The organism is Tsukamurella sp. M9C, from assembly GCF_020169415.1.
GTDB lineage: Bacteria > Actinomycetota > Actinomycetes > Mycobacteriales > Mycobacteriaceae > Tsukamurella.
Genome location: NZ_JAIULG010000046.1, coordinates 25427 through 38475, shown reverse-complemented (window position 1 = coordinate 38475; position 13049 = coordinate 25427). Strand labels below are relative to the sequence as shown.

General features: G+C 72.3%; 12 protein-coding genes. 4 read left to right on the top strand and 8 right to left on the bottom strand.

Going from position 1 to position 13049, the window contains the following annotated elements:
- The 4 genes from LB823_RS18655 to rimP all read right to left on the bottom strand — a co-directional run.
- The coding region (locus tag LB823_RS18655; protein ID WP_224649970.1) for a translation initiation factor IF-2 N-terminal domain-containing protein at positions 1-183 on the bottom strand (183 nt) is incomplete at its 3' end.
- A 174-nt stretch (positions 184-357) separates the two neighbouring features.
- The gene (locus LB823_RS18650) at positions 358-627 is read right to left on the bottom strand and encodes a YlxR family protein (RefSeq protein WP_224649968.1); all 270 of its coding nucleotides are present in this window, start codon (positions 625-627) and stop codon (positions 358-360) included.
- The gene (nusA, locus tag LB823_RS18645) at positions 624-1625 is read right to left on the bottom strand and encodes a transcription termination factor NusA (RefSeq protein ID WP_224649966.1); all 1002 of its coding nucleotides are present in this window, start codon (positions 1623-1625) and stop codon (positions 624-626) included. The genes LB823_RS18650 and nusA overlap by 4 nt, the downstream gene beginning before the upstream one ends.
- Positions 1626-2210 (bottom strand): ribosome maturation factor RimP, encoded by a 585-nt coding sequence (gene rimP / locus LB823_RS18640; RefSeq protein ID WP_224649964.1) that lies wholly within the window; start codon positions 2208-2210, stop codon positions 1626-1628.
- Positions 2211-2298: 88 nt separating this feature from the next.
- On the opposite strand from rimP, the gene LB823_RS18635 reads away from it, so the two are divergent.
- Genes LB823_RS18635 through LB823_RS18625 form a run of 3 tightly spaced genes read left to right on the top strand, consistent with a single transcriptional unit; the run spans position 2299 to position 4053 of the window.
- Positions 2299-2802, top strand: a complete 504-nt coding sequence (locus tag LB823_RS18635) for a hypothetical protein (protein WP_224649962.1) — start codon at positions 2299-2301, stop codon at positions 2800-2802.
- On the top strand, positions 2799-3233 hold the full coding sequence (locus LB823_RS18630; RefSeq protein WP_224649960.1) for a DUF4439 domain-containing protein: 435 nt from the start codon (positions 2799-2801) through the stop codon (positions 3231-3233). The genes LB823_RS18635 and LB823_RS18630 overlap by 4 nt, the downstream gene beginning before the upstream one ends.
- 31 nt (positions 3234-3264) lie before the next feature.
- Positions 3265-4053 carry a DUF4190 domain-containing protein gene (locus LB823_RS18625; protein ID WP_224649958.1) on the top strand — a complete coding sequence of 263 codons (789 nt, stop codon included), beginning with the start codon at positions 3265-3267 and terminating at the stop codon, positions 4051-4053.
- 57 nt (positions 4054-4110) lie between these two features.
- Here the strand turns inward: LB823_RS18625 and LB823_RS18620 are convergent, their stop codons facing one another.
- Positions 4111-5868, bottom strand: coding sequence for a proline--tRNA ligase (locus LB823_RS18620; protein ID WP_224649956.1), 1758 nt, complete (start codon positions 5866-5868; stop codon positions 4111-4113).
- A 25-nt stretch (positions 5869-5893) separates the two neighbouring features.
- Here LB823_RS18620 and yaaA point away from each other — a divergent pair, with 25 nt between their 5' ends.
- Positions 5894-6640, top strand: coding sequence for a peroxide stress protein YaaA (gene yaaA, locus LB823_RS18615; RefSeq protein WP_224649954.1), 747 nt, complete (start codon positions 5894-5896; stop codon positions 6638-6640).
- Between the two features lie 13 nt (positions 6641-6653).
- Here yaaA and LB823_RS18610 read toward each other — a convergent pair whose 3' ends face one another.
- From LB823_RS18610 to cobA, 3 genes are all read right to left on the bottom strand, one after another.
- Complete coding sequence (locus LB823_RS18610) at positions 6654-9053, bottom strand: MFS transporter (protein WP_224649952.1); 2400 nt, start codon at positions 9051-9053, stop codon at positions 6654-6656.
- A 212-nt stretch (positions 9054-9265) separates the two neighbouring features.
- Complete coding sequence (locus LB823_RS18605; RefSeq protein WP_224649951.1) at positions 9266-11596, bottom strand: MFS transporter; 2331 nt, start codon at positions 11594-11596, stop codon at positions 9266-9268.
- Between the two features lie 220 nt (positions 11597-11816).
- Complete coding sequence (cobA, locus tag LB823_RS18600; RefSeq protein ID WP_224649948.1) at positions 11817-13034, bottom strand: uroporphyrinogen-III C-methyltransferase; 1218 nt, start codon at positions 13032-13034, stop codon at positions 11817-11819.
- Between the last annotated feature and the right edge of the window lie 15 nt (positions 13035-13049).

Genomic DNA, 13049 nt, shown 5'->3' with positions numbered 1-13049 from the left:
CGGCTTGGCGCCGCCGTCGGACTTGGGTCCGTACGACTCGCGCAGGCGTCGCGCGACGGGGGCTTCCACCGTCGACGACGCGGACTTCACGAACTCGCCCTGCTCACTGAGCCGTGCGAGAACTTCCTTGCTGGTGACACCGAGCTCTTTAGCCAACTCGTGCACGCGGGCCTTGCCTGCCACTCTTCTCCTCAAATGTGAGGTCGAGGGCATCACTGGTCCCGCCGACCTCGGTTAGTTACTCCGATTGCCGTTCATCGCTGGTGCTTCACGGTGTGCTCATGTCTTCAGCTCGATTCCTTCATCTCCGAGTAGGTCGGCCTTGGGAAAGACCTACCGTCTTCAGACCGCTCATAATCATAGCGCGTCCTGGCAAGTCGTTTCGCCGAGGGAGTCGTCGAGCGGTCCGGAGACGCGCAGCGCCCGGCGGAACGCGTTCCGCTTGCGCGCGAGCTCGTGGCACGACGGGTCGTCGTGCAGCCACGCCCCCCGGCCCGGGAGGCGGCGCCGCGCGTCGACCACGACGGTCCGCGCACCGTCGTCCGCGGCGGGCGCGACCACCCTGATCAACTCGCCCGCGGGCGCCCGGCGCCGGCACCCGATGCAGGTCCGGACCGGTGCGCTCACTTCGGCTCGGCGCTCTCCGCGTCCGAGCGGATGTCGATCCGCCAGCCAGTGAGCCGGGCGGCGAGGCGGGCGTTCTGCCCCTCCTTGCCGATCGCGAGCGAGAGCTTGAAGTCGGGGACCACCACACGGGCGGCCTTCTCCTTGGGGTCGACGATGGTGACGGACACCACCGACGACGGCGACAGGGCGTTGCCGACGAAGACCGCGGGGTCGTCGTCATAGGAGATGATGTCGATCTTCTCGCCCTCGAGGTCGCTCATCACGTTCCGCACGCGCTGACCCATCGGTCCGATGCACGCGCCCTTGGCGTTGAGACCCGAGACCGAGGTGCGCACCGCGATCTTCGAGCGGTGCCCGGCCTCGCGCGCCACCGACGTGATCTCCACGCTGCCGTCGGCGATCTCGGGCACCTCGAGCGCGAAGAGCTTCTTCACCAGGTTGGGGTGGGTACGCGAGAGGGTGATCTGGGTGCCGCGCTGGCCGCGGCTGACGCCGACGACGTAGAACTTCATCCGGTCGCCGTGCGCGTAGGACTCCCCCGGCACCTGCTCAGCGGGCGGCAGCAGGCCCTCGTGGCCCTCGCGCTCGCCGCCGATGCGGACCACGACGAAGCCACGGGCCGCGGCGCGGGCATCGGCCTGCACCACACCGGAGACGACCTCGCCCTCGTAGACGGCGAACTCGCCGAAGGTGCGGTCGTTCTCGGCGTCGCGCAGGCGCTGCGTGATGAGCTGGCGCGCCGAGTCCGCGGCGATGCGGCCGAAGCCCTCGGGGGTGTCGTCCCACTCGGTGATGATGTTGCCGTCGGCGTCGACCTCCTGGGCAAGCACCTTCACCTCGCCGGTGCGCCGGTTGACGTCGATCCGCGCGTGCGGCTGATGCCCGTCGGTGTGCTTGTACGCGGTGAGGAGGGCCACCTGGATCGCGTCGATCACGGTATCGACCGAGATGTCCTTCTCCGCCTCGATCGCCCGCAGGGTCGCCATGTCGATGTTCATCTAATCCTCTTCTTCTTCGGCGTCGTCGCCAGTCAGATCTGCGGGTTCGGCGCCGGGGAGCACCCGGCCCGGGGTGATGCCGGAGAGCTCCAGCTCCACGGGGTTGGGCTTGCGGAACTCCACCCGCGCGGCGGCAGCGGCCACGTCGGCGAGCGCGAGGTCGCGGGTCGTCGGAGCGCGCCCCTTCGCCCCGGGCAGGACGACGGTGACCGTCGTCCCGTCGTCCGCGAGCGGCCCGATCCGGGCCAGCAGGTTCGTGCCGTCGGCCAGCTCGATCGCCGCTTGCCGGCCGCGGGCGCGGCGCCAGTGGCGGGGTTCGGTGAGCGGGCGCTCCGCGCCGGGCGTGGTGACCTCGAGAGTGAACGCCTGGGCGCCGAAGACGTCGTCCGCGTCGTCGACCGCGGCGGACAGCGTCCGCGCGACCTCGGCCAGTTCGTCGAGGGTCGGGCCCGCGTCGCTGTCCACGACGACCGCGATGGAGGACTTGGTGCCCGCGTTGTTGATCTTGACCCGCTCGAGATCGAGCCCGGCCGCGTCCAGGTGGGGCGCGATCACGGCCTTCACCGCCGATTCGTCGTAAGCCATACGCGCCTCCCTGTGAAATTGTCACCGGACGTGCCCGGTGTCGAACGCTGCGGCCAGTGTACCCGGGCGCGCCGTTAGACTCGCCCCCGTGATCGCCCAACCCCCGCGCCGCGGCATCGACCGACGCACCGCCCTCACGTCCGTCCTCCTCGCGGGCGGCGCGCTCGCGGGCGGGACGGCGCTGACGGGGTGCACGACGCCCGCGGACCGCGCCGACGATCCGCAGGCCGTACGGCTACAGGCCGCCGCCGCGCAGGCCCAGGCCGATGCGGACGCCGCCCGCGGCCTGGCCGTGTTGGACGGCGCCTCCGGACCGCAGCTGCGGCTCATCGCCGATCAGCGCGGGCAGCACGCGTCGGCGCTGGCCGACGAGTTGTCGCGGTACGTCGAGCGCCCGACCTCCGTCACCGCCGCACCGTCGTCGACCCCGGCGGCCCCCTCGCCCCTGTCCCGGGCCTCGCTGCACGCCCAGCTGACCCGCTCGGCGAAGGACGCGGGCGATGCGGCGGTCGCCGCCTCCGGCTATCAGGCCGCCCTGCTCGGCTCCGTCGCGGCCGCGACCCGCGTGCACGCGGAGGTGGTGCTCGCATGACCCCCGCCCAGGACGCCGTGGCCGCCGCCCTCCAGTCCGAGCACGCCGCCGTGTACATGTACGGCCTCGTCGAGGCCTACGCCGCGCCGACTCGGAAGGCCGAGATCGCGACCTATGCCGCGGAGCACCGCTCGCAGCGGGACGCCCTCGCCCGGGTACTCAGCGCCACCGGCGCCGAGGTCCCCGTCGCCGCCCCCGCCTACGCGCCGCCGGAGCCGGTCACCGACCCCGTCAGCGCCGCGAAGGTGGCCGCCGCCGTGGAGGACGACTCGGCGGCCGCGCATCGGAACCTGCTCTCCCGCGCCGACGGTGACGGGATCCGGCACCTCGGCGTCACGGGCCTCGGCGGGGCCGCGGTCCGCGGCGCCCGGTGGCGGGTGGCACTCGGGGTCTCCCCCGTGACCACCCCCTTCCCCGGCATCCGCACCTGACGTTCCGTTTACGGGCCTTTACACTCGGGGGATGACGTCCAGTGATCCCCAGCAGCCCGGCGACGGGACCTACGACCCGACCGCGATCCGCCCGGTGGAGCCGAATCCGTCCACGCCCGACCTGACGAAGCGCGACGGCGATCAGAACGTCGGCGGCGATCCCGACGCCGCGACCACGGTGCACCAGACCGCGCAGCCGGATCCCTACGCCGCGCCCTCGGCGTACACCCCTCCGGCGGACCCGTACGCCGCGCCCGCCGATCCGTACGCGGCGCAGCAGAACCCGTACGGCGCCCCGGCCGATCCCTACGCGGCGCAGCAGAACCCGTACGGCGCCCCCGCGGATCCCTACGCCGCGCAGAACCCGTACGCCGCGCCGCCCCAGTACCCGGGCCAGGACCAGTTCGGGCAGCAGCAGTACCCGGGCCAGCCGTTTCCGGGCCAGCAGCCCGGCTACCCCGCGTACCCCGGGCAGCAGGCCGGGTACGGCGGCTACCCGGGCCAGCAGCCGCAGACGGGGACCAACGGCCTCGCGATCGCCTCGCTCTCGACGGGCATCATCGCGTTCCCGTTCTCGTGCATCCCGTTCCTCGGTTACGGCTCGATCTTCATCGCGATCGCGGCGATCGTCATGGGCGTGATCGCCATGAAGCAGACCAAGCAGACCGGCCAGCAGGGCCGGGGCATGGCCATCGCCGGCGTGGTGCTGGGTGGCGTCTACCTGGCCCTGTTCGTGATCGGCCTGATCTTCGGCATCGCGTATGTGGCGACCGACGGTTTCGGCAACGGCTCCGATTTCCTGCTCACGCTGCTCGGCTGAACGCAGACCCCACGAGGGGCCCGCACCGATCCGGTGCGGGCCCCTCGTGGTTGTCGACTACTTCGCGGCGGCGACGATCTGCGCGGCGGCGTCGGCGACGGGGATCTCGCGGGACTCGCCGGTGAGGCGGTCCCGGAGCTCGACGACGCCGTCGGCCCAGCCCCGGCCGACCACGACGACGGTCGGCACGCCGACCAACTCGGAGTCCTTGAACTTGATGCCGGGCGAGGCCTTGCGGTCGTCGAGCAGCACCTGCAGGCCGGCGGCGTCGAGCTCGGCGGCCAGCGACTCGGCGCCGGTCCAGGCGCCCTCGTCCTTGTTCGCGATCACCACGTGCACGTCGAACGGGGCAATGCCCTTGGGCCAGCGCAGGCCCTTGTCGTCGTGCTGCTGCTCGGCGATGACGGCGACGAGGCGCGAGACGCCGACGCCGTAGGAGCCCTGAGTGAGGCGCACGGGCTTGCCGTTCTCGCCCAGCACGTCGACCTCGAAGGCGTCGGTGTACTTGCGGCCCAGCTGGAAGATGTGGCCGATCTCGATGCCGCGCGCCGACTGCAGCGCGCCCTTGCCGTCGGGCGAGGCGTCGCCGTCGCGGACCTCGGCGGCCTCGATGGTGCCGTCGGGCGTGAAGTCGCGGCCCGCGGTGAGGTTCACGACGTGCTGCCCCGGCGCGTCGGCGCCGGTGATCCAGGCGGTGCCGGTCACCACGCGCGGGTCGACGAGGTAGCGGACCTCGTTCTCCAGCAACGCCTTCGGGCCGATGTAGCCCTTGACGAGGAACGGGTACTTCGCGAAGTCCTCCGCCTCGATCAGCGCGACCTCGGTGGGCTCCAGCGACGCCTCGAGGCGCTTGAAGTCCACCTCGCGGTCGCCGGGCACGCCGACGCCGAGGAGCTCCCAGTCGCCGCCGGGGGCACGGGTCTTGACCATGACGTTCTTGAGCGTGTCCCCCGCGACCACCTCGCGGCCGAGGACGGAGGCACCGTCGGCGGCCTCGTTGGCCCAGGCGACGAGCGTGTCGATGGTGGGCGTGCCGGGGGTGTCGAAGACCTGCGCGGCGGGCAGGCCGTCGAGCGGGATCGCGGGCGGCGCGGGCGTGACCACGGCCTCGACGTTCGCGGCGTAGTCCGACTCGGTCGAGTGGACGTAGGTGTCCTCGCCGACGGGGCTCACCGCGAGGAACTCCTCGGAGGCGCTGCCGCCCATGGCGCCGGACGTGGCGGAGACGATGACGTGCTCGACGTTCAGGCGCGCGAAGATCTTCTGGTACGCGGCGCGGTGCTGGGCGTAGGCCTCGGAGAGGCCCTCGTCGGTGGTGTCGAAGCTGTAGCTGTCCTTCATGACGAACTCGCGGCCGCGGAGGATGCCCGCGCGGGGCCGCTCCTCGTCGCGGTACTTGGTCTGGATCTGGTACAGGATGACCGGCAGGTCCTTGTACGAGTTGTACTCGCCCTTCACGGTGAGGGCGAAGATCTCCTCGTGGGTGGGGCCGAGCATCATGTCGGCACCCTTGCGGTCCTTCAGCCGGAAGAGGCTGTCGCCGTACTCGGTCCACCGGTTGGTGGTCTCGTAGGGCTCGCGCGGCAGCAGTGCGGGCAGCAGGATCTCCTGGCCGCCGATCGCGTTCATCTCCTCGCGGACGACCTGCTCGACGTTCCGCAGGACCCGCAGGCCCAGCGGCAGCCAGGAGTAGACGCCGGGCGCGATGCGCCGCACGTAGCCGGCACGGACGAGCAGCTTGTGGCTGGGGACCTCCGCATCCGCGGGGTCGTCGCGGAGCGTGCGCAGGAACAGCTGGGAGAATCGGGTGATCACGACGCCACAGCTTAGTGTGTCCGGTGTGCTGATCCTGCTTCCCCCGTCCGAAACCAAAGCCGGCGGCGGCTCGGGCGCGCCCCTCGACCTGGGCGCGCTGACCTTCCCGTCGCTCACCGCGACCCGCGAACGCCTCCTCGACGCCCTCATCGCCGTCTCGCAGGACGACGGTGCCGCCCGCGCCGCCCTGGGCCTCTCGGACGGGCAGACCGACGAGCTGGAGCGCAACCGCGCGCTGCGCACCGCCGCCACCCGGCCCGCGATCGAGCAGTACACGGGGGTGCTCTACGACGCCCTCGACGTCCGCGGGCTGACCAAGGCGCAGCGCGCGAAGGCCGACGCCCGCCTGGCCGTGGGCTCGGCTCTGTTCGGGACGGTGGGCGCGAAGGACCCGATCCCCGCCTACCGGCTCTCCTCGGGCTCGAAGCTGCCCGGCCTGGGCACGCTGGCCGCCGCCTGGAAGCCCGCGCTGGCCGAGGCGCTCGCCGCCGCGGACCGCGGCCTCGTCGTGGACCTGCGGTCCGGCGGCTACGCGGCGCTGGGCCGGGTGCCGGGGGCGGTGACCGCCACCGTCGTGACGGAGAAGGCCGACGGCTCGCGCTCCGTGGTCTCGCACTTCAACAAGCACCACAAGGGGCTGCTGGCGCGCGCGCTGGTGGTCAGCCGCGCCGAGCCCGGCGACGCGCGGGCCGTGGTGAAGGTGGCCGAGAAGGCCGGCCTGCGCGCGGAACTCTCGTCGCCGACCGAGGTCACGATCGTCACCGCGGGGTGACTCGGGCTCGCCGCTAGTCCTCGTCGAGGCGGTGCCGCCGGGCGCGGCTGACACGCTCTGCCTGCGCCGAGGCCTCGGGGTGGTGCATGGCGTCGGGCTCGGGCAGCGCGTGCCGCCCGCCGTTCGACGGTGCCTCCGGCTGGTGGGCGGCAGGCGGGCGCTGGATCGGCGCGCTGGGCCGCTGCACGGGGCCGCTCGGGCGCGGCCCGGGACCGCCGGGCTGCGGCGGCGCCTGCCGGCCGGGGCGCTGGATCGCGCCGCTGGGCCGTTGGACCGGCGGGCCCGCCGGCCCCTGCGGGCCGGGCACCGGCCCGCTCGGGCGCGGCATCTGCCCGCTGGGACGCTGGATCGGGGCGCTCGGGCGCGACACTTGACCGCTCGGGCGCTGGATCGGCGCGCTCGGGCGCTGCCGGCCCAGCGGGGGCTGCGCCGGCGGCCGGTACTGCGGGTCCGCCGCGGGGCGCGGGGGCTGCGGCGGGCGCGGCAGGTCGGTGCTCTCGCGCTGGATCGGGCCCGACGGCCGGGCGACGCCGGCGAGGCCCTCGCCGGGCTGTCCGGTGCGGGGAAGCGGGTCACTGGGGTGGGAGTACGCCTGCTGCGGCTGCGGCGGCGCGACCGGGGGCGCCTGCGGCGGCTGCGCGGCCGGTCGGTGCTGCACGGGTTGCTGCGCGGGCTGTTGCCCCGTGGCCTGCGGGCGCTTGATCGCGCGGAAGCGGTCGGTGAAGTACATCGGCTCCGGATCCCCGGGCTTCTCGTTGTACGCGCGGTCGAAGTCCTCGCGGCGCACCGCAGGGAACGAGCCCGAGGTGACGTCGCCCTCGATGGGCTCCCAGTCGTCGTCGACGTCATCGTCCTCGAACGCCTGCGCGGGGAACGACGTCGACGGAATCGCGCCGCCGGACTTGCTGGACTCCTGCGCCGCCTGGCCCTCGGCGACCTCCTCCGGGGTGAACCGCATGAACGGTACGACGATGGCGCCCGCGACCAGCAGGATCACCGCACACGCGACGAAAGCGAGTCCGTATCCGGACGCCAGCGCGGTGACTTGGTTCGGCAGCAGTGTGTCGTGCGTGAGATGACCTGTGGTGGGGCCGCCCTGCTTCATGATCCGGGAGGTCACGACGACCTGCACCGACGCGAGGCCGACGATGCCGCCGATGTTCTGCGCCACTTCGATCAACGCGGTCAGCGGGCCGATCTCGGAAGGGCGCACCCCGGCCACGGCGCACAGCGGCAGCAACATGATCGGCAGGCCCACACCGACACCGATGAAGAACACGGGAAGCGCGATCTGCGGGAAGTACGAGATCGTAGCCGGATCGTGGTCCATCAGCGTCCAGGCATAGACGCAGGGGACGAACACGATCGCCCCACCGATCGCGACCAACCATCGCGCCTGGACCCGCTGCACCACCTGGGAGCCGATCGCGATCGAGATTCCCATCCCGAGCGCGAACGGCAGCAACGCCAGGCCCGACTGGAACGGGGTGTAACCGAGGACCAATTGGAAGGTCAGTGCGATGTAGAAGCCCAACGTCGGGATAAGCGCACCGCACACCAGGATCGCCAGCATGGCCGCCACCCGATTGCGATTGTTGAACAGCGAGAACGGCAGAATCGGGTTCTTCGCGGTCCGCTCCACGAACAGGAACGTGATGAGGCAGACCGCGCTCACGACCATCGCGGCGTAGACGATCGGATTCTTCCAATGTTCCTCAGGTCCGGCAGTCAGGGCGTAGACGCCGGCCACACACCCCGCGACGGCGAGGACTGCACCCTTCACATCTAGGGCGTGACGCCGATCTGAAGCCGCCTCCTCGAGGGCGATTACTGCGCCGAGGGCACACGCGACGCCGACCGGAACGTTGATCCAGAAGACGAAGCGCCAGTCCCACGTCGCCAGCAGACCACCGGCGACCAGTCCGGCGACCGAGCCGAGGCCCGCCATCGCACCGAAGATGGCGAACGCCTGGTTCCGCGCCTTGCCGGGCGCGAAGGTGGTCGCGATGAGCGCGAGCGCCGTCGGACACGCGACGGCCGCGAACAGCCCCTGGCACGCGCGAGCGGCCAACAACCAGGCCTCACTCTGCGCGAATCCCACGAGCCCCGAGGCCACAGTGAACCCGACGACACCGATGATGAACATCTTCTTGCGGCCGAAAGTGTCGCCCAGCCTGCCGCCCAACAGCATGAAACCGCCGAATGTCAGCGCGTACGCGCCGTACACCCAGACCTTCGAGGCATCCGACAAGTCGAGCGCATCCTGGATGCTCGGCATCGCGACGAACACCACGGTGCCGTCGAGGACGGCGAGGAACATCATGCCGGAGAGGACGACGATGGCCATGCCGATGGCGCTGCCCTTGACGCGATACGTCTGCGCCGGGCTGCCTGGTGCCATCGTTGAGGTCATGGAGACCGAGGCTACCGGCTGAGAGAAGTCGCGAAGAAATCGCTCACGCCGGTTTTCGGGTCGTGTCGCCCGGCCGGACGCCCCGATGCGTGCACTCAGCAATCATCGGAGCCGGCGCTTTCCGCAGACCAGGGACGGTATCGGGAGGAAGCGGCAGGATTCGCTCGCCCCGTCCGATCACATCTCGAGCGACACGCCCGGGGCGCGAACCGTCAGTCCTCGAGCCGGTGCCGGCGGGCGCGGCTCACGCGATCGGCCTGCGTCGTCTGCTCGGGGTGGTGCATGCCGTCGGGCTCGGGGGCCGCGTGCCGGCCGCTGCGCGCACCGGCTGCGACGCCCTCGAACTGCGGCTCCGGGCGGGCCGCACCGGGGCGCTGCACGGGGTCGCCGGGCCGCGGCGCCGGCGGGTCCGCACGGTACTGCTGCGGCGCGGGGCGCGGCGGGCGGTAGTCGGGGACGGACGCCCGGGGCGCAGGCGGTACCGGCGGGCGCGGCAGGTCGACGCTCTCCCGCTGGATCGGGCCGGACGGGCGGGCGATGCCGGCGAGGCCCTCGCCCGGGCGGGCGACGGGACGCGGCAGCGGATCGCTGGGATGTGAGTAGGCCTGCTGCGGGGCAGTCGGGGCCGGGCGGGTCAGCGGATCGCTCGGCTGCGAGTACGCCTGCTGCGGGGCCGTCGGCTGCGGGCGCTGCTGCGGCCGGGCGACGGGGACCTGCTGCGTCGGGGGCTGCGGAGCCGCGGGCTGCGGGGCGGCCTGCGGCGGGCCCGGCTGGACCCCGAGGCCCGCGAGGGGCGAGACCGACTCGTCGACCTCGGCCCGCTTGATGGCCCGGAAGCGGTCGGTGAAGTACACCGGCTCGGGATCGCCGGGCTGCTCGTTGTAGGCGCGGTCGAAGTCCTCGCGGCGGATCGCGGCGAAGGAGCCCGAGGTGACGTCGCCCTCGAGGGGCTCCCAGTCGTCGTCGACGTCGTCGTCATCGTCCTCGAAGGCCTGCGCCGGGAAGGACGTGGACGGGATGGCACCGCCGGACTCGCTGGACTCCTTGGCCGCCTGGCCCTCGGCGATCTCCTCCGGGGTGAAGCGCATGAAGGGGACGACGACGAGGCCTGCCAGGATGAGGATCGCGGCGCAGGCGATGAACGCGAGGCCGTAGCCGGAGGCCAGGGCGTGGATCTGGTCGCCGGTCAGCGAGTCGTGGCGCAAGTGCCCGGTGGTCGGGCCGCCCTCGGCCATGATCCGCGAGGTCACGACGACCTGCACCGAGGCGAGGCCGATGATGCCGCCGAGGTTCTGCGCGACCTCGATGAGCGCGGTCAGCGGCCCGATCTCCGACGGGCGGACGCCGGCGACGGCGCCGAGCGGCAGCGGCACGACGGCCATGCCCACGCCGATGCCGATGAGGAACACCGGGATCGCGATCTGCGGGAAGTAGTCGATGGTGGCCGGGGCCTTGCTCATCAGGGTCGGCACGTACAGGCAGGGCAGGAAGACGATGAAGCCGCCGAAGGCGACCAGCCACCGCGCCTGGAAGCGGCGGACCAGCGAGGCGCTGATCGCGACCGCGATGCCGAAGCCGATGGCGAAGGGCAGCAGCGCGAGGCCGGACTGGAACGGGGTGTAGCCGAGGACCAGCTGGAAGGTCAGCGCGACGTAGAAGCCGAGCGTCGGGATCAGGGCGCCGCAGACCAGGATCGCGAGCATCGCCGCCACGCGGTTGCGGTTGTTGAACAGCGAGAAGGGCAGGATCGGGTTCTTGGCGGTCCGCTCGACCCAGAGGAACAGGGCCAGGCAGACCGCGCTGACCACGGCGGCGACGTAGACCGACGTGCTCTGCCAGTGCGCCTCGGGGCCCGCGGTGAGGGCGTAGACGCCCGTCACGCAGCCCGCGACCGCGAGCGCGGCGCCCTTGACGTCGAGGGCGTGCCGACGCTCGGCCACCGCCTCGTCGAGGGTGAACCAGCCGCCGATCGCGCAGGCGATGCCGACGGGGACGTTGATCCAGAAGATGAGTCGCCAGTCGATGGTGGCGAGCAGGCCGCCGGCGACCAGCCCGGCGATCGAGCCGAGGCCGGCCATGGCGCCGAAGACGGCGAAGGCCTGGTTGCGCGCCTTGCCCGGCGCGAAGGTGGTGGCGATGAGCGCGAGTGCCGTGGGACCGGCGATCGCGGCGAACAGGCCCTGGCCGACGCGCGCGGCCAGCAGCCACGCCTCGTTGGTCGCGAATCCCGCCAGCGCGGACGCCACGGTGAAGCCGATGACGCCGAGCAGGAACATCTTCTTGCGGCCGAAGGTGTCGCCGAGGCGGCCGCCGAGGAGGAGGAATCCGCCGAAGGTCAGCGCGTAGGCGCCGAAGACCCAGACCTTGGTGGCGTCCGAGAGGCCGAGGGCGTCCTGGATCTCCGGCATCGCCACGAAGACGACGGTGCCGTCGAGCACCGAGAGGAAGATCATGCCGCACAGGACGAGGATCGGGATGCCGACGGCGCTGCCCTTGACGCGGTACGTCTGCGCCGGGCTGGAGGGCGCCATCGTGGAAGTCATGATGCCCGAGGCTACCGACTCCCCCGGCCGATCCGGAAGTCGAGAACGGTAACAATTGTGACGAGAGTTATTGAAGTGACAGTTTTCGCTTCTGCGAAAATCCCCTGAATCGGGCGATTCGCGCAGCCCAGAGCGCTGTTCCCCGCCTCGGTCGAGGTTTCCCGCGTGGGGGCGTCACATTTCGCCGACACACACGGAAACCCACACCCGGGGATGCGGGTCAGTCGCCCAACGCCGCCGTGAAGCCGGCCGTCGCACCCACGACGAGCACCGCGGGCGGCACGACGTTCGCGGTCGCGGCGTCCGCCGCGATGGTGGAGAGGGTGCCGCGGACCGTGCGCTGCCCGCCGGTGGTCGCGTTCTCGACCACCGCGGCCGGGGTCTCAGCCGGCCGCCCGCCCGCGATCAGGGCCTCGGCGATCGCCGCGAGCCGCTCCACCGCCATGAGCACCACGACTGTGCCGCGCAGCCGGCCGAGCGCGTCCCAGTCGACGAGGCTGTCGGGATGCCCCGGCGCGACGTGGCCGGAGACGACCACGAACTCGTGCGTCACGCCACGGTGCGTCACCGGGATGCCCGCGGCCGACGGCGCGGCGATCGAGCTGGTGATGCCCGGGACGACGGTGACCGGGATGCCCTCGGCGGCCAGCGCCTCGAGCTCCTCGAAGCCGCGACCGAAGACATAGGGGTCGCCGCCCTTGAGCCGCACCACGAACTTGCCCTCACGCGCACGATCGATGAGGACCTGATTGATGGCCTGCTGCGCCATGGCCCGGCCGTACGGCACCTTCGCGGCGTCGATGACCTCGACGTGCGGGGCGAGCTCCGCGAGCAGGCGGGGCGGGGCGAGCCGGTCGGCGACCACCACGTCGGCCAGCCCGAGGAGCGCCCGGCCGCGCACGGTGATGAGGTCCGGGTCGCCCGGCCCCCCGCCGACGAGGGCCACGCCCTCGGGCTTGCGAGTGGGGCGCGCGGCCTCGTCGCCGGTCAGGACGGCGCGCAGGCTGTCGCGGACGGCCGCGGACCGTCGGTGATCCCCGGACGCCAGGACGCCCACCTGCAGCCCGTCCGTGGCGACGGTGGCGGGGGTGACGGCGGTGCCCTCGCGGGCGAGGTCGACGCGGACGCAGAAGGTGCGCTGCACCTCGGCCTCGGCGACGACGGCGGCGTTCACCGCCGGATCGTTCGTGGCGGCGAGGGCGTACCAGGCGCCCAGGAGGTCGCCGGAGGCGTACTCGCGGCGGTGCCAGACGATGCCGGGCGTCGATTCGACGGCGGGCGTGGCCTCGGGCGCGATGACGTGGACGTCCGCGCCCGCGGCGAGGAGGACCGGCAGTCGCCGCTGGACGACGGTGCCCGCCCCCACGACGACGACACGGCGCCCTCGCAGATCCAGACCGACGAGGTAGGGATCGTGCGGGGCGCCGTGGCTGTTCATTCCGCTCAGCTTAGT

Bases quoted from the DNA above. Each gene is read 5' to 3' on its own strand.
- nusA (WP_224649966.1), bottom strand. From the start codon at position 1,625: ATGAACATCGACATGGCGACCCTGCGGGCGATCGAGGCGGAGAAGGAC.
- rimP (WP_224649964.1), bottom strand. From the start codon at position 2,210: ATGGCTTACGACGAATCGGCGGTGAAGGCCGTGATCGCGCCCCACCTG.
- LB823_RS18630 (WP_224649960.1), top strand. From the start codon at position 2,799: ATGACCCCCGCCCAGGACGCCGTGGCCGCCGCCCTCCAGTCCGAGCAC.
- LB823_RS18625 (WP_224649958.1), top strand. From the start codon at position 3,265: ATGACGTCCAGTGATCCCCAGCAGCCCGGCGACGGGACCTACGACCCG.
- LB823_RS18610 (WP_224649952.1), bottom strand. From the start codon at position 9,053: ATGACCTCAACGATGGCACCAGGCAGCCCGGCGCAGACGTATCGCGTC.
- LB823_RS18605 (WP_224649951.1), bottom strand. From the start codon at position 11,596: ATGACTTCCACGATGGCGCCCTCCAGCCCGGCGCAGACGTACCGCGTC.
- cobA (WP_224649948.1), bottom strand. From the start codon at position 13,034: ATGAACAGCCACGGCGCCCCGCACGATCCCTACCTCGTCGGTCTGGAT.